The sequence below is a fragment of the Anoxybacillus sp. CHMUD genome (genome assembly GCF_013096965.1).
GTDB lineage: Bacteria > Bacillota > Bacilli > Bacillales > Anoxybacillaceae > Anoxybacillus > Anoxybacillus kestanbolensis_A.
Genome location: NZ_SDLG01000006.1, coordinates 69,490 through 87,451, shown reverse-complemented (window position 1 = coordinate 87,451; position 17,962 = coordinate 69,490). Strand labels below are relative to the sequence as shown.

The 17,962-nt window shown below is 44.1% G+C and carries 21 protein-coding genes and 1 pseudogene; all 22 read right to left on the bottom strand.

The genetic code is table 11. From position 1 onward, the window contains the following. Window positions 1-3: 3 nt before the first annotated feature. The 22 genes and pseudogenes from galU to nuoN all read right to left on the bottom strand — a co-directional run bounded on the left by galU (window position 4) and on the right by nuoN (window position 17,959). Window positions 4-885: a UTP--glucose-1-phosphate uridylyltransferase GalU gene (gene galU, locus ETB99_RS06000; protein ID WP_171700228.1), complete on the bottom strand. Its 882-nt coding sequence runs from the start codon at window positions 883-885 to the stop codon at window positions 4-6. 94 nt (window positions 886-979) lie between these two features. Beyond that, a pseudogene (locus ETB99_RS05995) lies at window positions 980-1,225 on the bottom strand (hypothetical protein); the annotation flags it as partial. A 31-nt stretch (window positions 1,226-1,256) separates the two neighbouring features. Beyond that, complete coding sequence (locus tag ETB99_RS05990) at window positions 1,257-2,318, bottom strand: IS630 family transposase (RefSeq protein ID WP_171700170.1); 1,062 nt, start codon at window positions 2,316-2,318, stop codon at window positions 1,257-1,259. A 72-nt stretch (window positions 2,319-2,390) separates the two neighbouring features. Continuing rightward, on the bottom strand, window positions 2,391-2,915 hold the full coding sequence (locus ETB99_RS05985) for a hypothetical protein (protein WP_253263556.1): 525 nt from the start codon (window positions 2,913-2,915) through the stop codon (window positions 2,391-2,393). A gap of 279 nt (window positions 2,916-3,194) precedes the next feature. After that, a complete protein-coding gene (locus ETB99_RS05980) occupies window positions 3,195-3,959 on the bottom strand; it encodes a tyrosine-protein phosphatase (protein ID WP_171700169.1) in 765 nt (254 codons plus the stop codon). A gap of 132 nt (window positions 3,960-4,091) precedes the next feature. Next, window positions 4,092-4,754 (bottom strand): CpsD/CapB family tyrosine-protein kinase, encoded by a 663-nt coding sequence (locus ETB99_RS05975; protein ID WP_171700227.1) that lies wholly within the window; start codon window positions 4,752-4,754, stop codon window positions 4,092-4,094. Window positions 4,755-4,782: 28 nt separating this feature from the next. After that, entirely contained in the window at window positions 4,783-5,523 is a 741-nt protein-coding gene (locus ETB99_RS05970) for a YveK family protein (RefSeq protein WP_171700168.1), read from the bottom strand. Window positions 5,524-5,831: 308 nt separating this feature from the next. Next, window positions 5,832-6,230, bottom strand: a complete 399-nt coding sequence (locus ETB99_RS05965) for a hypothetical protein (protein WP_077429853.1) — start codon at window positions 6,228-6,230, stop codon at window positions 5,832-5,834. Between the two features lie 139 nt (window positions 6,231-6,369). Next, on the bottom strand, window positions 6,370-6,600 hold the full coding sequence (locus ETB99_RS05960; protein WP_094240363.1) for a hypothetical protein: 231 nt from the start codon (window positions 6,598-6,600) through the stop codon (window positions 6,370-6,372). A gap of 66 nt (window positions 6,601-6,666) precedes the next feature. Continuing rightward, complete coding sequence (fabZ, locus tag ETB99_RS05955) at window positions 6,667-7,095, bottom strand: 3-hydroxyacyl-ACP dehydratase FabZ (RefSeq protein ID WP_012576163.1); 429 nt, start codon at window positions 7,093-7,095, stop codon at window positions 6,667-6,669. 85 nt (window positions 7,096-7,180) lie between these two features. Continuing rightward, window positions 7,181-7,393 carry a DNA-directed RNA polymerase subunit beta gene (locus ETB99_RS05950; RefSeq protein WP_171700167.1) on the bottom strand — a complete coding sequence of 71 codons (213 nt, stop codon included), beginning with the start codon at window positions 7,391-7,393 and terminating at the stop codon, window positions 7,181-7,183. Window positions 7,394-7,407: 14 nt separating this feature from the next. Then, entirely contained in the window at window positions 7,408-8,232 is an 825-nt protein-coding gene (locus tag ETB99_RS05945; RefSeq protein WP_171700166.1) for a flagellar hook-basal body protein, read from the bottom strand. A 10-nt stretch (window positions 8,233-8,242) separates the two neighbouring features. Beyond that, complete coding sequence (flgF, locus tag ETB99_RS05940; protein WP_171700165.1) at window positions 8,243-9,031, bottom strand: flagellar basal-body rod protein FlgF; 789 nt, start codon at window positions 9,029-9,031, stop codon at window positions 8,243-8,245. A 162-nt stretch (window positions 9,032-9,193) separates the two neighbouring features. Next, window positions 9,194-10,369, bottom strand: coding sequence for an RNA-guided endonuclease InsQ/TnpB family protein (locus ETB99_RS05935; protein WP_171700164.1), 1,176 nt, complete (start codon window positions 10,367-10,369; stop codon window positions 9,194-9,196). A gap of 169 nt (window positions 10,370-10,538) precedes the next feature. Next, on the bottom strand, window positions 10,539-11,543 hold the full coding sequence (mreB, locus tag ETB99_RS05930) for a rod shape-determining protein (RefSeq protein ID WP_171700163.1): 1,005 nt from the start codon (window positions 11,541-11,543) through the stop codon (window positions 10,539-10,541). 92 nt (window positions 11,544-11,635) lie between these two features. Further along, a complete protein-coding gene (gene spoIIID, locus ETB99_RS05925) occupies window positions 11,636-11,899 on the bottom strand; it encodes a sporulation transcriptional regulator SpoIIID (protein WP_003396966.1) in 264 nt (87 codons plus the stop codon). Window positions 11,900-12,121: 222 nt separating this feature from the next. Beyond that, window positions 12,122-12,904 (bottom strand): stage II sporulation protein SpoIIQ, encoded by a 783-nt coding sequence (gene spoIIQ / locus ETB99_RS05920; RefSeq protein WP_375153708.1) that lies wholly within the window; start codon window positions 12,902-12,904, stop codon window positions 12,122-12,124. A gap of 74 nt (window positions 12,905-12,978) precedes the next feature. Continuing rightward, the gene (spoIID, locus tag ETB99_RS05915) at window positions 12,979-13,965 is read right to left on the bottom strand and encodes a stage II sporulation protein D (protein WP_171700161.1); all 987 of its coding nucleotides are present in this window, start codon (window positions 13,963-13,965) and stop codon (window positions 12,979-12,981) included. Window positions 13,966-14,061: 96 nt separating this feature from the next. Beyond that, the gene (gene murA / locus ETB99_RS05910; RefSeq protein WP_171700160.1) at window positions 14,062-15,360 is read right to left on the bottom strand and encodes a UDP-N-acetylglucosamine 1-carboxyvinyltransferase; all 1,299 of its coding nucleotides are present in this window, start codon (window positions 15,358-15,360) and stop codon (window positions 14,062-14,064) included. Window positions 15,361-15,391: 31 nt separating this feature from the next. After that, entirely contained in the window at window positions 15,392-16,087 is a 696-nt protein-coding gene (locus ETB99_RS05905; RefSeq protein ID WP_171700159.1) for a YwmB family TATA-box binding protein, read from the bottom strand. An 81-nt stretch (window positions 16,088-16,168) separates the two neighbouring features. Then, on the bottom strand, window positions 16,169-16,399 hold the full coding sequence (locus tag ETB99_RS05900) for a DUF1146 family protein (RefSeq protein WP_171700158.1): 231 nt from the start codon (window positions 16,397-16,399) through the stop codon (window positions 16,169-16,171). Window positions 16,400-16,456: 57 nt separating this feature from the next. Continuing rightward, window positions 16,457-17,959: an NADH-quinone oxidoreductase subunit NuoN gene (gene nuoN, locus ETB99_RS05895; protein WP_171700157.1), complete on the bottom strand. Its 1,503-nt coding sequence runs from the start codon at window positions 17,957-17,959 to the stop codon at window positions 16,457-16,459. Window positions 17,960-17,962: the final 3 nt, after the last annotated feature.

The window sequence follows — 17,962 nt, the reverse complement described above, 5'->3', positions numbered from 1 at the left end:
CTTTTATTCCTTCACTTTCGCTTCTTGCAATATCTGCTCCATAAACGGAATGAGATGTTGTTTCAACTCCTCATCTTGCATCGCAAACTCAATCGTCGTCTGAATAAACCCTAACTTCTCCCCAACGTCGTATCGCTTTCCTTCAAACTCATACGCAAAGACGCGTTGGATTTCGTTTAGTTTTTGAATCGCGTCGGTCAGTTGAATTTCGCCGCCGGCGCCGGTTTCTTGTTTTTCAAGAAACATGAAAATTTCTGGCGTTAATATGTATCGACCCATAATCGCTAAGTTCGATGGGGCGGTGCCTGGTGCTGGTTTCTCGACGAATTGACGCACTTGGTAGCGTCGGCCTTTTTTGTCGATCGGGTCGATAATGCCGTAGCGATGCGTTTCGTCGTCTGCGACTTGTTTGACGCCGATGACGGAGCTTCTCGTTTGTTCAAATTCGTTCATCAGTTGTTTTAAACACGGTGTTTCGGCTTGAACGATGTCGTCGCCTAACAGGACAGCAAATGGTTCATCGCCAATAAATTTGCGGGCGCACCAGACGGCGTGGCCTAGTCCTTTTGGTTCTTTTTGACGAATGTAATGAATGTCGACTTTGGACGGCTCTTTTACTTTTTCTAGTAGGTCGTGTTTATTGTTTTTTAACAACGTTTGTTCCAGTTCAAATGCATGGTCGAAATGGTCTTCGATGGCACGTTTTCCTTTTCCTGTGACGATAATAATATCTTCAATGCCTGATTCGATCGCTTCTTCAACGATGTATTGAATTGTCGGTTTATCGACAATCGGAAGCATTTCTTTTGGCATCGCTTTTGTCGCAGGTAAAAAGCGCGTGCCAAGCCCAGCAGCTGGGATAATCGCTTTTCTTACCGTTTTCACATACATCCCTCACTTCCTAAACTGTACACCCACGTATACGCTATATATGCATAACCTATACGTCGATGTACAAAAAAATAGCTCCCATGGGGAGTTAGTTTGGTAGACGTGTTTTTAAATTTAAAATTTCTTTTTCATGTTCAATCATTTTATCAAATATGACATCGGATCTACGCTGCAAATAAGCAACCGTCACATCCATTGATTTTTTTATGCTTGTCAAATCATTTATGACTAGTGCCTGGTTGTTTTTTGATATGCGTAGCTCTTCAAGAATCTTTTCTTGCGTCCGTTCCATATTTCCGAGTGATTGTTTCATATCGACCATATCATTTTCTATATACATCCAATTTAAAATTTTAACCTCTGGTTCACGCAGTACACCCGATGCGGCGCAACACCTCATCCGGGTGTTGTAGAACGTACTGTTCAAAGCGAGTAATGGATTGGGCAATGTCGTTTTGATCCTTGTGAAAAACGTTGGCAATCACCTCATCTTTCAACCACTTCCATAACCGTTCAATCGGGTTCAACTGTGGAGAATACGGTGGAAAAAAGATGAAATGAAAAGCATCGCCTTCCTCGCCATCAAGAAAGGCTTGCACCATCTTGGCATGATGAATACGCGCATTGTCTAACACAAGCACGAGGAATCGGTCCGTATATTTCTCTTTCAATCGGCGCAAAAAGTCGAGGAACGTTTCGGCATTGGCGGATGATGCGCGATGAAATACCACATCGCCTTGTTGAACATCGACGGCGCCAAAAATAGAAACGTGGGCGTGGTGACCGTAGCTCGGCACGTGTTTCTGATTCCCTACTTCTGCCCATGTCGTACGTAGCGCTTGATAAGCACGAACATGTGTCTCATCCACATAAAACAGCGTGACATTCTCGGTAATTAGTTTTTTTTTTATAAATTCAAGTTCTTTTTGAAAGGCAGCTTGACGCTTGGCGTCTCCTTTGACTAGCTTGTAAGTCGGACGTGTCCATGACAAACGAAGACGATGCAACAACTTACGAATGCCTTCACGTGACATCGAAACGCCATAGGTATGTTGGATGTAAGATTGTAAAATGCGCGTGTTCCATGATGAAGCGATGCCCCAGCCAGCATCCACAGGTGTGGTGGTTAACACGAGTTGTCTAATTTCTTGTTGTTGTTCTTCCGTAAGAAATGGCACGCGACCAGGTGGTAAGCGACGATCGAGTAGATGATCGAGCCCACCTTGATTAAACCGTGCAACGTAGATGGCAACGGATTGACGGCATAGATTGACCATTTTGGCCACATCTTTACCGAGATGACCTTCCATGACAAGACGAACAGCGGTCACCCGAACACGAAGAGAAGCATCTTTGATTTTCCGTTCTTGTTTTCGAAGGGTTCGAGGCGTCCAACCGTGATCATTTGTGATTTTCAAACGTTTCATGCCAATTCCGCTCCTTTTGTATAGAAATATTTAGGAGCAGTATAGCCATGAAAAAAGGTGTTCATACAGAAGTCATGGTTTTAAGGTGCATGTATATAGCTTGTGTTGACCTGCTTGTAATTGTGCAACATCTTGTTGTAACGCTTGTTGACCTGCTTGTAATTGTGCGACGTCTTGTTGTAACGCTTGTTGACCTGCTTGTAATTGTGCGACGTCTTGTTGTAATGCTTGTTGACCTGCTTGTAATTGTGCGACGTCTTGTTGTAACGCTTGTTGGCCTGCTTGTAATTGTGCAACATCTTGTTGTAATGCTTGTTGGCCTGCTTGTAATTGTGCGACGTCTTGTTGTAATGCTTGTTGGCCTGCTTGTAATTGTGCGACGTCTTGTTGAATTTGAGCAACTGTGTTTTCTAGTGCTCGCTGGCCTACTTGTAGCTCTGTTACATCTTGCTGGATTTGAGCAACACTCTTTTCTAATGCTTTTTGACCGCGTTGTAACTCTTGTTGCGTTTGTTCAACACGTTCTAATCGCTCATGAACAGGCTGTAGTTCTTCCTTCAATACAGAGCGAAGCAAAGCTTTTAATTCTTGGCTCATTGTATCCCTCCTTTACCATTTCTCTCATTATAACATGGCAAAAAAGAGACATAAATAAAAAACAAGGTTAGCATTGGGCATCTAACCCGCCCTCACACCGCACCATTGACGACAGGCGTCTAAGGTGGCAGGACCGTCATCGTCCCCACCCACAGCACGGCCGAGTGCCTCCGTTGATAACGGTAAGGAGACATCACCGAAAAGGAAAGCCGATATCGACAAACGTTCGAAATCAGCAATGCACAATTATTCCATAGTATGTATAGGAAACGATGAAACTTAGAAAATACCTAAAAACTTTTTCTTTTTCATTCGTTCTGGCGCATCTTTATACAATGTGTCGTTTGCGACAAGCAGCTGTGCGTTCTCTTGAAACACATATACAGCTTGCGAGCCGAACTGTTTTTGAATGACATCGTATGCTTCGCGTAAATGAAAGGCGCGCGTTGTTGTGTTATGCGCATCAGATGCGATGAGGTGAGCTAAATTCGCTTCAATCATTTGAAGTGAAAACTTTTTAATATTTTTCCCGAACTTTCCGGCGACGCTTGCGGCAGTGAGCTGTGTTAATGCCCCTTTTTTCACAAGGTCGTATAGCTTGTTCGGATGTTCGATCAGCTCGCTATTTCGTTCAGGATGGGCAATGATCGGAACAAGCCCTTGCAGTTGCATATCGAAAAGAAGCTGCTCCGTATAGCGCGGAACGTGGTTGCTTGGAAGCTCCACAAGCACATACTTCGTCTCCGCAAGCGACAAAATATCCCCATCGCGATAATGATCCATCAGTTCCCCATGAATGCGCACTTCCTGTCCTGGTAAGATAGAGAGGGGAATGTGATGCATTTGCAACGCCTCATTTAATGCATAAACGTGCTCAATAATCGATTGTTTCTCATTTTCAAACGTCCCATTGCGGTGATGAGGGGTTGCGATGATTGTCGTAATCCCCTCATCAACCGCCGCTTTCGCCATCTCGATGGCGTCATCGAACGTCTTCGCTCCGTCATCGACAGATGGTAAAATGTGACTATGAATATCAATCATGCAAACCCCTCTCTCCCTTTATATCGGCCAAAAATAGGCGGATTTCATCATCTTTCGACAACTAGACTCATGTAATTCATAGTAGCATAGGAAAATAGAAGGGGACAATAGACATTTTTTGTCGAATGTTGTCTATTTGTTACCATAGTAGTAATAATAGCTACTTTCTTTTTGCTTCTTTTGGTTTAACACAACACCTAATAGCTTTCCTTTCGCCGCTAAAAGGAGTTCTTTTGCCTTTTGCGCGGCCTCAATGTCTGTCTTTCCACTATGGACAACAAGAATCGTTCCGTCGCATTGATTCGCTAAAATTTGGGCATCCGTCACGGCTAACACAGGCGGTGTATCAAAAAGAACAACATCAAACTGATCATATGCTTCCGCTAATAGTTCTTCCATTGTGGCTGAGCCGAGCAATTCAGCTGGATTTGGTGGAATCGGACCGCTCGTTAACACAAATAAGTTTTCCACATCCGTTTCTTTCATCGCTGTTTGAAGCGTCGCCTGTTTCGTTAATACGTTCGTGACACCGACGTAGTTGTCTTTACGAAACGTGTAATGGACCGTCGGTTTACGTAAGTCCGCATCAATTAAAAGCACTTTTTTTCCTTGTTGGGCAAAAACGACCGCTAAATTGGCAATGGTTGTTGATTTTCCTTCTGCAGGGGCAGAGGAGGTGACCATAATCGAGCGCAACGGACGATCAGCGACAGAAAATTGAATGTTCGTTCGAATCGTCCGATATTGTTCAGAAATTGGCGATTTCGGGTTTGTTTTTGTAATGAGTGAGCGCATCGTCCGCTCAAATACTTGCTTTTTCTTTTTAAGAACCAATCGTCTCACCTCTTACTTGCTTTTTCGCTTGTAACGCTTTGGCTTCTTTTCCTTCTTCATCAATTGTTGTGACAGCTCCTAGCACAGGTAGCTCAAGCAACTTCTCGACGTCCTGTTCGTTTTTAATCGTGTTATCTAAATATTCAAGTAAAAATGCTAAACCGACACCTGTCATCATACCGACAACGAAAGCGATCGCCATATTGAGTAGCGGCTTTGGTTTCACCGGAACAGGTTGCTCTTTCACTTCTGCCCTCGCTAAAATGTTGACGTTATCAACGTTCATAATTTTCACGATCTCACGCTGAAACACGTTTGCAACGGTATTAGCAATATCAGCCGCCATATACGGATCGGGATCTTCGACTGTTACGTTCACGACTTGCGAGTCTTTTTCACTTGTGACGTTAATTTTTTCATTGAGCTCTTCAATCGGCATATTTAAATCGAGTTCTTCTTTGACGATATCTAAAATGGCTGGGCTTTTCATAATGACGTTATACGTATTAATGAGCTGCAAATTCGTTTGAATTTCGCTAATATTGTAAATCGGCTGTTCGCTTTTCGCTTGATTTACGAGTAGTTGTGTTGATGCTTGATAAATTGGCGTCAACACAAAATAGCTAACGATACCGCTTGTCATCGTTACGATGACGGTAATCGCTACAATAAGCCACGCACGTTTGCGTAACGTTTGAAATAATTCTCGTAAGCTAATCGTCTCTTCCATGGCGTCCTCCTATGAAACATATATTTTCGACAAAAACGTTCACTAGCTTCATTATACCGACAAACAATTCCGTTTTTCTACCCTTTTTGTAAAGTTATTTCCACGAAAAAGAAAACCGACAGAGCCATGTTCTGCCGGTTAGTGAATCATTTGTTCATTATGCTCTTCTTTTTCGATCATTCGCTTCGTTTGTGCAATGAGCTCGTAAATTTCCCCCACCGTATACTCCCGCTCCGGCAGTGGACGGTCATATGCTTGGTAGTATAAAATTTCTGCCAGCTTTCGTTGCTTTTCACTCGCTCGTTTCGTTAACTTTTCTTTTTTTTTAACTCTTGTTGTAGACGTTCGATATGGTATTTTGCTTCTAATCGACAGCCGTAAGGGAAATCGTCAATGCCGAGCCGTTCAACGAGGCGATTAATTTCTGCGATTTGATCGTCTGTTGGAGGTTCGTTGACGAGCTGGTCGATAATTTCGTTAATACGTTCAGCAAGTTGTTCATGAAAGTGTGGGTTTGCTTTCATCGTATCATCTAATTCGTTAAACCATGCCGCTTCATTGTATAAATAATGACGCCATTGTTCCATGAACGTTGCAGCATCGTATTTTGTTTCGTCCCAGCCGATTGTTGCCATGTATCGTTCAAACACTTTTTTAATCGACAGCGTGATGTTCATTTTCATGCGATGAGGAAGCTGTTTTAACATATACAAAAACCCTCCATATAATAATCGTCAACCGTTAATGTATCATAAAAAAACGGGTATTGACAAAGTTTTTTTATAACTTTGCTAGGTGTTATAGGAAGTATAGCAATAAAAAAACGCAAGAGGAAATCTCTTGCGCTTACTCGTCCGTATTATCTGCATCGTTCATGTCTTCTGCATCTTCAACGGCGTCTTCTTCATCTGGGACAGCATCGTTTTCATCATCGCCGACGCCTTTATTTGTATCTTCACCTGGTTGCATCTCTTCTTGATTGTTCATATCGTTATCGGTATCGTCGTTATTGCAACCGGTGACGACCATGATGGCGATGAGCGCGCTAAGTAGTTTGAGTAGCCATTTTGCTTTCATCGTTTGTCTCCTTTCTGTCTTATATGTAATCACTTATAACATGCCCAGAAAGGAGACGATTATGCATTATTTTTCACCGAGCGCAAACATCATTTCTGTTTCGCATACGAGTTCGCCATCAACGGTGGCGATGCCTTTTCCTTTGCCGATTGCACCTTTAAAGCGAATCATTTCCACTTCTAGACGCAATTGGTCACCCGGTTTTACTTGTTTTTTAAAGCGGCAGTTATCGATGCCTGTGAAAAAGGCGAGGCGACCGCGGTTTTCTTCTTTCATTAACATCGCGACCGCCCCTACTTGCGCTAGCGCTTCGACAATCAATACACCTGGCATGACCGGATATTCAGGAAAATGACCGACGAAAAATTGTTCGTTGGCGCTCACGTTTTTTATGCCGACGGCGCGCTTTCCTTCTTCCACTTCAACAATGCGATCAACGAGTAAAAACGGATAGCGATGTGGAATAATTTGTTGAATTTGTTGAATATCAAGCATATCAATTCCTCCTTTATAAAAAAACGGAAGGATCTCCCTTCCGTCGTTTGTTTTCAATGTATCACGTTTTGAAGTGGTCTGTCCACTATTGTTTTTCGATTAAGTCGATAATATGTTGCCACGTCGCTGGCTTTAACGCATCCCATGCGTTTCCTTCGCCAATCACACCGTAGCCGACCATCGCTCCGATCATCCCACTTAACAGAACGAGAACGAACACAATGACAAGACGAAGCCAAATCGGAACGAGGCGACGGCGCGGACGGCGAAGCGAGCGCTTTTGTTGTTTTTCCTCCATATCATTTTCCCTCTCTACGAACGAATGCCGTTAATTAGCCCCATCATTTGATCCGATAGCGTAATCGCACGAGCGTTAAGCTGATATGACCGTTGCGTAATCATCAGTTCGCTCATTTCTGTCGCTAGCTCCACGTTTGATTGTTCTAGGGCGTATTGTTGTAATGAAATGGCGTTGCGATTATTGCCAGCTAAGTTGATTGTTGCGTCTTCCACATTGAGCCCATTTGGAAAAGCAAAACGGTTGTCACCGAGCGCCTGCATGAGTTGCGGACGGGTGATATATGATACCCCGATGTTTACCGTCTGCATGATGTCTCCGTTTGGCGCAATGAATTGCATCGTGCCGTTTTGGGTGACTTGAATGTCTTTAAAACCGTCGCGGACAGTAATCGGCTCGTCGTTTTCATTTAGCACCGCGTAACCATCAGCTGTTACAACCATAAGTTCGTCTGGATTGTTTGCGGACGGGCTAAGGTAAAACGCACCATCGCGCGTATATTGAATCGCCCCATCAACAAAAATGCGGAAAAATTGCCCTTCTTTCGTCAAAGCGAGATCAAGCGGACGATCTGTTTTTACGACCGAACCTTGTTTCATTTGCATATAGGTGGACGCGACTTTTGCGCCGACACCGAGGCGGACACCTGCTGGCGTCAGGCGTGGCGCTTCGTCCGTTTTTGGCAAGTTCGTAAACTGTTGGGCGAGCAATTCACCAAATACGGCATCGCGCTTTTTAAACCCGGTCGTATTGACGTTGGCGATATTATGGCTAATGACGTCTAGTTGTTGTTGTAGTTGGTTCATTGTATTGGCGGCAGTAATCATTGAGCGAAGCATAGCCGTCCTCCTATCTTAAGCGGCCGATTTCGTTTGCCGCTTTGTCCATGCTTTTATCATATGCTTGTAAAATTTTTTGGTTTGCTTCAAACGCTCGGTAAGCTGAAAGCATATCTGTCATCGCACGAGACAAATCGACGTTTGAACGTTCCATATGTTGTTGCCGAATCGTATACGTTTCAGCAGGCGGAAGTTCTTGTTCGGCTCGAAATAAACCGTTTCCTTCTTTCATAAGCGTTTGCACATTTTCGGCATAAGCGATGCGAAGGCGGGCGATTGGCGCGCCGTTTTTCGTGATCGTCCCATCAGATAAGACGGTAAACTGCTCGTCGCCAACGACGATGCGGTTGCCGTTTTCATCAAGCACGTACAAGCCGTCTGTCGTCGTTAATGCACCGTCCGCATCAATTGTAAAGTGACCGTTGCGCGTATAACGAACGTCGCCCGTTTCGTTTTGAACGGTAAAAAATGATGTGCCTGTGCTATCGACGATCGCCATGTCGGTGTTGTTGCCTGTTTCGCGTATATCTCCTTGCGCAAAGTTCGGCACAAGTTCTTGCACGTACACACCTGTCGATAGCGGGCCAATGTACGTCCGATCGCGCCATGTGAGTTTCCTTTCTGTCGGAATCGTTGTTTGTTGAATGCGGTGCATTAGCATCTCTGGAAAAGCTCGCAACGATGCTTGATCAGCTTTGTAGCCCGGCGTATTCGCATTTGCGATATTGTTCGTCATCATCTCGATGCGGCGTTGTTGTGAAAGCATGCCTGAGGCCGCTGTATATAGTCCGCGAAACATCACTCTTCCGTTACAGAAAACTTACAAGACTTTATAATAAACTTATAAAAGTCTATGTTTCCTTCCTTGTTCATCGCGCCCGATTTCGCGAAAAGCTACTCTCGTTTCTTTGACGCTCCGAAGGCTTCACTTCCCCACTAACGGATGGGTACATGTTGTGCTTTACTTGGCATAGTTTTTCAAGTTGATGCTTGCGTTGAGGTCACGATCCATTTCTATCCCGCAAGCTTCACAGCGATACGTCCGTTCGGATAGAGAAAGCTTCTCTTTTACGTGACCACAACGGCTACACTTTTTGCTTGACGGATAAAACCGATCCGCCACGATCAACTCGATCCCATGCCATGCACATTTGTACGTCATTTGCCGCTTGAACTCGTGGAATGTTTGTTGTTGAATCGCTTTCGATAGCTTGCGATTTTTTAACATGCCACTTGTATTCAAGTCTTCCATCACGACATACGCTGGCTTGGTTTTCACCAACGTCGTGGTGATGTGGTGGGTATAGTTTAGCCGGGTATTTTTTAGCCTTCGGCGTTTTTTCAAAACAAGGAATTCTAGTTTCTTGATGTTTTCCGTTTTTCTGTAACGGAATTCCCCCCTTTCTGTTTGGATTTTGTTCATTTCATATTTTCGCGATATTTTTCTTTGCATTCGCTTCATTTGTTTTTCAAGCTTTTTCACTTGAGGCATGTGATGGATGTTAGGAAACGTCATCCCATTGCTGACGGTAGCGAACGATTTTACTCCCAAATCAATGCCGATGCCTTCGTTATACGTTTCATGTTTCACTTCCACTTCCTCTACACCGACCGTTAAAAACCAGTTCATCCCGTCAAACACGATGCGCGGATTGACATACTTTATATGTGCACCGTGAGGAATACGACCTCTTTCAGCAAGACGAATCCAATTGAATTTCTGTCTATTTTTCTTTTTCGAAGGCGTCAGTTTCTCTAGTTTCACATGCGTGTCGGTGATTTTGATTTTGGTGGTGTCTTGATAAAAACTTGGGCGTGTTCGCTTTTTTGTTTTAAACTTTGGAAACTTCGCCCGCCCTTCGAAAAAGTTTTTGTAAGCTTGACACGCGTCTTTGATCGCTTGTTTTGTGATGTTGTTTGAGAATGAATTGAGCCAACTGTACTCTTTCGTTTGTTTGAGTTTCGTTAGTCTTTTTCTTAGTTCGCCATCACTTAAAAATTGACCACCTTGTTTATCATTTTCTTGTTGTTGTGCTAATGCAAAGTTATACGCCCATCTGGCAACACCGGCGCATTGAAATAGCTTCGTCTTTTGCTTATTGTTGGGCAGAAGCATGACTTTGTACGTGCGAATCATCTTCTCCCAGCCCCTTTTTGACTTTTTTCACATAAAATGATCATCAGATTTTTATAAATATTTATACATTTATCATGAACAGTCAAAAGCCCCCTAACCGTTTTTACACTACTTTCATTATAAAAGAAAAGTGGGGAAAAAGCGAATAGGTACCATTTCCCAATGGTACCTATACAGGTTGACGATATGGAGCTTTGTCGATGTTATCAAGCATTAATCCTGTACCGATCGCTACGCAATCCATCGGATTTTCGGCAATAAAGACAGGTACTTTTAATTCTTGGGCAAGAAGTTGGTCGATGCCGTGAAGCAATGCCCCACCTCCTGTTAAGAAAACGCCGCGGTCAATAATGTCGGCTGATAGTTCTGGCGGTGTGCGCTCAAGAACGCTTTTTGCTGTTTGGACGATCGTATATACCGTTTCGCGTAGCGCCTTTTCAATTTCACCGGAGCGAATCGTAATCGTTCTTGGTAAGCCTGTTACTAAATCGCGACCGCGAATGTCCATCGCTTCATCGCGCGCATTCGGGAAAACAGTCGCGATATTGATTTTAATTTCTTCCGCTGTCCGCTCCCCGATTAACAATTTATATTCGCGCTTAATGTAATGTAAAATTTCTTGGTCAAATTTATCGCCCGCTACTTTAATGGATGCGGATGTGACGATATCACCCATCGATAATACGGCAACGTCCGTCGTACCTCCGCCAATATCGATGACCATGTTTCCAGAAGGTTGAAAAATATCCATCCCTGCGCCAATCGCTGCTACTTTCGGTTCTTCTTCTAAGTACACTTTTTTTCCGCCGCTTTTTTCTGCCGCTTCTTTAATCGCTTTTCGTTCGACGGACGTAATGTTTGTTGGACAGCAAATTAAAATACGCGGTTTAGCAAACCATCCTTTTAAATTGAGTTTGCTTAAAAAATGTTTTAGCATCGCTTCCGTAATTTCAAAATCTGCAATCACCCCGTCTTTTAACGGACGAATGGCAACAATATGCCCAGGCGTGCGCCCAACCATGCGCCGCGCCTCTTCTCCGACCGCCAACACTCGTTTCGTATGCTGGTCAATCGCAACGACGGAAGGCTCGTTTAATACAATGCCTTTTCCTTTCACATAAATCAACACGTTCGCCGTGCCGAGATCGATGCCGATATCTCTTGCTAAAAACATGTACGTTCCTCCTTGCCATTTCTCCTAATAAAACATTCTACCACAACGATGACGAAAAAAAGAGAATATTTTTGACAAGGGGAACAACAAATTTACGTCGCTTGCTCCGTTTCTTTTTTATACTTTTTCTTTGTCGCTTCTCCTCCACGCAAATGGCGAATGGATTTATGGTAATCTAAAATTTCTTTCACTTCATTCGCTAATTCGGGATTAATTTCTGGAAGCCGTTCCGTTAAGTCTTTATGGACGGTGCTTTTGGACACACCGAACTCTTTCGCGATGACGCGAACGGTTTTTCTCGTCTCCACGATGTACTTGCCAATCTTGATTGTACGCTCTTTGATGTAATCGTGCACACTGCTCGCCCTCCCTAAGTTGGATGTGAGAAGTGTGAAATGAGACGTGTAAGGCGTTTGGCGCAGTGGCGTTTACTCGTTTATAACAAAATCGTCAATGTCATCTATTAATCGTTCATCTCACCTCAAACACCCTCGTTGTTCAAGTTTGTAATAGTGTATTAGGGAAGAAGAAAATATATTCCATAAAAAAGCGAACAGATGAGCATTTTGCCCATCTGTTCATGTTCTTGCCATTCCGATCGAAGCATCTGGAACGGTGCTTGACGGATCGCTTTGTTGTTTTTCTGTTTCGTTTTGATTTGTTTCTTGTTGTTCCGTTGTTTGTTGTTCTTTGTTTTCTAATGCGCTTAGCGGTTGATCGAAGTAAGCGACAGGGTTCACCGCTTGTCCGTCTTTTCGAATTTCAAAATGGACGTGGACGCCTGCTTCTTTATTAAACTCGCTTGTGCCTGCCTTTGCGATCACTTGTCCTTGTTTTACTGTGTCGCCTGTTTTCACTTGTACGTCTTTTAATGATTGATATACCGTCACAACGCCGCGATCATGTTGAATATGAACGACGTAGCCAAAGAGCGGGTCTTTTTCTACTTTGACGACTGTTCCGCTTAACGATGCGGTCACATCAAAACTTTCGCCGTTTTTCATCGCGATGTCGACACCTTTGTTCGGATAATATTCATCATTATAAGAGACGAGAGCAGCTTCTTGTTCTTCGGCTGGTGCATGAAAATCGTAAAATGGTTTTGCGATTTCAACAGCGTTTGGATCAAGGACAGGCATAATGATTTGTTCAACCGCTTGTTGTACCGGAACAGATTCTGGTTCATTCACCGCCGTTCCTTGTTCTGTTTGCTCATCGACAGGTGGCTGGACAATATCGTTTGTTTTGTTTTGGAACCAAAGCACACCTGTTAAAATAAGCGCTGCGCTTAACAAATAAACGGAAGGAACAACCCATCGTTTACGGAACAACTTTGAAACTTTTTTGTTTTCTTCTTTCATGTTCATCACCTCAGCAACCATTGTGAACAGAAAGAAGCACATTTATACACGTAAAAATAAAAAAATTTGCCGCTTCAAAATTTTGAAGCGACAAGCGATATATCGTGAATTTGTACCCCTTGATAATAATATTTGACAATCTCTTTATACGTTTTTCCTTGTTTCGCTAAAAAGTTCGCCCCGTATTGACTCATCCCGACGCCGTGACCGTATCCTTTCGTCGTAATGACGATGTTATTTCCTTTCCTCTCCCACGTAAAATCGGTTGATTTTAACTGCAGCTTTTCGCGCACGTCACGACCAGTGAGCTGTTTCCCGTTAATATCAACAAGAGCGACGCGTTTTCCCGGCGTGCGTGCAAGCACTTTTCCAACGGATCCGTCTTTTGGCAGTTTCACCCCGAGCCGTTGTTCAAATTCGCGAACCGATAACGTCACTTGTTCGTAAAACTTTGGCGACTGTTCATCCCACGGGCTTTCGACGCTCGTTAAATACGGAAACGCGTTTTGCCAATACGCTTCTGAGTTTTCCGTATAGCCGTTGCTTGTCGAGAAAAACGCCGCTTCAATCGGCCCGTTGTTGTACGTTAAAATTTGTCCTCTCGTTGCCTCGACCGCTTCTTTAATTTTTTTTATTTTCCATTCGTAACTAATTCCCCACATTTCTTTTAATTGCTCGTCGTTATAATATACTTGATGCATAACCGTGTCCGTCACGTTCGCTCCCTCGGGTAGTTGAATCGGTTGGTTATGCATAAGCTGTTTCACGATATACGTTCTTGCGGTAAGCGCCTGAGCTTTTAACGCTTCCATTTCAAATTCCGCTGGCATTTCTGCTGCTACGACGCCAACGACATATTGTTCAAGCGGAAGCCGTTCGACCTTTTTTTCTTTACTTCGGTACACTGCCACTTCCACGATCGGTTCATCGCGCGCTTGAACGTGCTTCGGTTCGGCCGAAAGGGGTGTGCTTTGCTTTTCCCCAAACGCTAAAACGACTAACGCAGGAATAAGTAAAATAAGTGTAAATAATGTTATTGTTGCGATGATCCATTGTCGCAATCCGATCCCCCCTTTGTCATTACTAAACTGTATGCGAGGGGACAAGCATATATGCAAAAAACGACCATTCGCCTCCGCAAACGGTCGCTTTTATGTTCATCCAACGTCTGTCATTTGTGTTTGTGCCGTATCGACATCCTCGCGGACACGCTCGATGTCAGCACCTAGAGCGGCTAACTTTTCATGAAAACGAACGTAACCGCGATCTAAATGTTTCAGCTCCGTTACGCGCGTATATCCTTCCGCTGCTAGCCCGGCTAAAATAAGCGCAGCAGCTGCACGCAAGTCCGTTGCGGCTACTTCCGCCCCTTGCAAGTTGCATGGACCGTTAATAATGACCGAACGGCCTTCAATTTTCATGTCAGCATTCATGCGACGAAATTCTTCGACATGCATAAAACGGTTTTCAAATACCGTTTCGGTTACCATGCTTGTGCCTTCTGCTTTCATCAATAGCGCCATCATTTGTGATTGCATATCTGTTGGAAAGCCGGGATGTGGCATCGTTTTGACGTCTACCGCTTTTAATTTGTCTGGCGCAATGACGCGCAAACCACTATCTTCTTCAACGATCGTGACACCCATTTCCTCGAGCTTTGCGATTAACGACGTTAAATGTTCTGGCACCGCACCTTGTACAAGGACGTTTCCGCCTGTAATGGCAGCGGCAATCATAAACGTTCCGGCTTCAATGCGATCAGGAATAACTGTATGTTCAGCACCATATAATGTAGTAACACCGTCAATGCGAATCGTGCCTGTTCCAGCCCCGCGCACTTTCGCACCCATGGCGTTTAAAAAGTTAGCTAAGTCGACAATTTCAGGCTCTTTCGCACAGTTTTCGATGACGGTCGTGCCTTCTGCCAAAACGGCAGCCATCATAATATTTTCTGTCGCTCCTACACTTGGGAAGTCTAAATAAATTTTTGCACCGCGCAATTTCCCATTCACTTCTGCGTCGATAAAACCGTTGCCGATTTTCACCGTTGCACCCATCGCTTCAAATCCTTTTAAATGTTGATCAATCGGGCGTGATCCGATCGCACAGCCACCCGGTAGCGCCACGCGCGCGCGGCCTTTACGCGCAAGCAACGGTCCCATCACTAATACAGATGCGCGCATTTTTCGTACATATTCAAATGGAGCTTCAATCGTTAGCTCTCCAGATGCATCCACGACAATGTTGTTGTTGCCAACCGTTACGTCCGCTTGTAAATGACGCAACACTTCACTAATCGTATATACATCGGAGAGTTCAGGTACATCGTAAATGACGCTCTTTCCTTCACTCGCTAACAATGTTGCGGCGATGACAGGCAACACAGCGTTTTTCGCACCTTCCACTTTCACTGTGCCACTCAACCGCTTCCCGCCGCGGACGATGATTTTTTCCAAGGCATTCCCCTCCGCGTCCAAAGTCTCTATATTAATATTCAGCTGTTATGATTGGGGTGCCAATGACAACGGTCGTTCGCGCGCCCAATCCGTTTTGTCGTAACGCCAGTTGAAGATTCATTTGTTGTTGTCCGACAGAAAGTGACGTCTTCCACTGCTCAGTATATGCTGAGACGGAGACAAATGTCTCTTCACGCAATGATTCGATCGGTTGCGCTTGAAACGAAGCAAGCAAGCGAACCGCCTTGTCAAACAAAACACCTTTCATCTTATCATCAAATTCCCCTGTAATACAAGTGAAAAATGTAGGTTTTTCGAATAATTTTGTCGTTTGTCGGACGAGCGTGCGTTCGAGTTGTTTATTCCACGTTGAACCGGTTGCTTCGTATAAAACAAGGACAGCTGGATGATGAGCGACCGTGATAAGTTGAATCGTTTCAACGTAAGCGGAGGTTTCACGTTTGCCAATCATCTTGTGCGGTTCAACCGTCCAACGAAAAGAGGACCATGTTCTCACGTATTGTTGGATCCAGTTGTGAGGGTCATTGGTAAGTACTTGCTCTTTGGCGTAGACGTTCCATCGTTTGAGGTAAATATGATGAGCGTCAAATACGCCGAGCATGTCGTTTATTTTCGTTATTTCTCTTTCGACACGTTCACCATCATACATCCGATAACCACTAAATAACAAACAAAAAATAACGAGTGCCAACCATTTTTTTCTCATCTCTTTCCCTTCCTCTCCTTAGCATTTATTGTTGCCAGATCGGAAGGGAACATACGTGAAAAAAATCGACAACACTCGCGGTTAAAATAAAAATGGCAGCTGGCGCGACCAACGTAAATAATCTAAAAAGAAGTTGCTCACTAATGAGCCGATCGCGATCGTCAATAACACGTAAAAGACGCGCGCTTGAATGGTACGATTTGGTTTGAAAATGACTTCAAGTCGAACCGCTTGTAACGTCCACCACGTCACCGTAATAAAAAATAAATGAGAAAGTAAACTAATTAACGCCTCTTGTCCGAATACTTCCACGCTTATTCCTCCTTTCACAAAAGAAAATGGAAGGGTAAACCCCTTCCATTATACGTCTTATTGAAGAAAATCGCTAAAATGTTCAAACGGTGCAAGGAAATCGTAAGCGATGTTTGGAAACACCCCTAATAAAACGGTGCCGATGATACAAATAACGACAACCGCAATGACCCCAGGTGGCCACTCTAATCGGTGCGTATGTTCGACAGGTCGGAAAAACATTTGTACGAAAATTCCAAAGTAATATACGTAAGAGATGACCGTTGTGATCACCATAATCGACGCAAGCACGTAATGTGCCGGCTCCACGACGAATGCGCCGAGGAAAATATTCATTTTCCCGATAAATCCAGCTGTTCCTGGGATACCTGCAAGCGATAGTAAAAAGATTGTCATCGCAATTGCCATAAGCGGCGAGCGACGATATAAACCAGCAAATATGCTAACGTCTTCGTCATCGTGATGTTGAGAAACGACTTGTAAAATGGCAAATGCTCCGATCGTCATAAACAAATACGCCAATAAGTAAAACCAAATCGCTTCAAACATAAACATCGATAAGCTTGCAAAAGCGACTAATACGTACCCGGCATGCGCCACGCTTGAATATGCGAGCATACGCTTCACGTTTCGTTGTCGAAGGGCAATCGTATTGCCGATAATCATCGTTGCTCCTGCTAAAAAAGCGATGTACGGCGCAAGCGTCATCAACATGGAAGCGGAACTTCCGGCTGGCGTTTGCGCAAATACAGAGACGATGAGGCGCAAGACGATGATAAATCCTGCCGTTTTCGACACAACGCTTAAAAACGAAACAATGGGCGTCGTTGCACCTTGATATACATCAGGCGCCCACATATGAAACGGAGCAGCCGCCAGTTTGAACGACAAACCGATAAACGTAAGCAAAAAGGCAACCGATAAAATGTATTGATGGTTTTCATCGTACGTGCTTGCGAGTTGCTGGGCAATTTCTTTTATATTTGTCGATCCGGTAAAGCCAAATATGTAGCTCATTCCGAATAACGTAATGGCTGTTGCGATACTTCCCGTAATGACGTATTTTAGCGCAGCTTCATTCGCTAACGTATGTTTTTTCCGAATCGCAACAAGAATATAAGAAGAAATGGACAACAGTTCAAGACCGACAAAGAGCGTAATAAGATCACCGCTCGACGCCATCATCATCGCGCCGAGGAGCGCTGTTAAAAATAAGTAGTAAAATTCACCGCGGTAGGCGATGCGCTCATTCGGTTCGTAATGAATCGCAAGAAGTAACACGAGCGCACTACCGATGAGCAATAACGCTTTAAACGATTTCGCAAACGAATCAAGGCGAAACGTATCATCTAAAATAGATGTAACATCAGTCATCCATAACCCAAGCAACGATACGAACGAAACGGCGACGCCAACGAAAGCGAACAGCCCTAGCAGGCGCCGGTTGCGATCTTCGGGCATAAATAGGTCGATGAGCGAGAGCGCAACCGCCACGCCGAGAATGATAAATTCCGGCATCATGACGCCCCATTGATAACTAAGTAATGTTTCGAAATCCATCTC

Bases quoted from the DNA above. Each gene is read 5' to 3' on its own strand.
- ETB99_RS05965 (WP_077429853.1), bottom strand. From the start codon at position 6,230: ATGTTAAAACAGCTTCCTCATCGCATGAAAATGAACATCACGCTGTCG.
- ETB99_RS05990 (WP_171700170.1), bottom strand. From the start codon at position 2,318: ATGAAACGTTTGAAAATCACAAATGATCACGGTTGGACGCCTCGAACC.
- spoIIQ (WP_375153708.1), bottom strand. From the start codon at position 12,904: ATGAAAGAAGAAAACAAAAAAGTTTCAAAGTTGTTCCGTAAACGATGG.
- ETB99_RS05975 (WP_171700227.1), bottom strand. From the start codon at position 4,754: ATGCGCTCACTCATTACAAAAACAAACCCGAAATCGCCAATTTCTGAA.
- fabZ (WP_012576163.1), bottom strand. From the start codon at position 7,095: ATGCTTGATATTCAACAAATTCAACAAATTATTCCACATCGCTATCCG.
- ETB99_RS05950 (WP_171700167.1), bottom strand. From the start codon at position 7,393: ATGGAGGAAAAACAACAAAAGCGCTCGCTTCGCCGTCCGCGCCGTCGC.
- ETB99_RS05970 (WP_171700168.1), bottom strand. From the start codon at position 5,523: ATGGAAGAGACGATTAGCTTACGAGAATTATTTCAAACGTTACGCAAA.
- nuoN (WP_171700157.1), bottom strand. From the start codon at position 17,959: ATGGATTTCGAAACATTACTTAGTTATCAATGGGGCGTCATGATGCCG.
- ETB99_RS05985 (WP_253263556.1), bottom strand. From the start codon at position 2,915: ATGAGCCAAGAATTAAAAGCTTTGCTTCGCTCTGTATTGAAGGAAGAA.
- ETB99_RS05905 (WP_171700159.1), bottom strand. From the start codon at position 16,087: ATGAGAAAAAAATGGTTGGCACTCGTTATTTTTTGTTTGTTATTTAGT.
- flgF (WP_171700165.1), bottom strand. From the start codon at position 9,031: ATGTTTCGCGGACTATATACAGCGGCCTCAGGCATGCTTTCACAACAA.
- ETB99_RS05960 (WP_094240363.1), bottom strand. From the start codon at position 6,600: ATGAAAGCAAAATGGCTACTCAAACTACTTAGCGCGCTCATCGCCATC.
- ETB99_RS05935 (WP_171700164.1), bottom strand. From the start codon at position 10,369: ATGATTCGCACGTACAAAGTCATGCTTCTGCCCAACAATAAGCAAAAG.
- ETB99_RS05945 (WP_171700166.1), bottom strand. From the start codon at position 8,232: ATGCTTCGCTCAATGATTACTGCCGCCAATACAATGAACCAACTACAA.
- ETB99_RS05980 (WP_171700169.1), bottom strand. From the start codon at position 3,959: ATGATTGATATTCATAGTCACATTTTACCATCTGTCGATGACGGAGCG.
- mreB (WP_171700163.1), bottom strand. From the start codon at position 11,543: ATGTTTTTAGCAAGAGATATCGGCATCGATCTCGGCACGGCGAACGTG.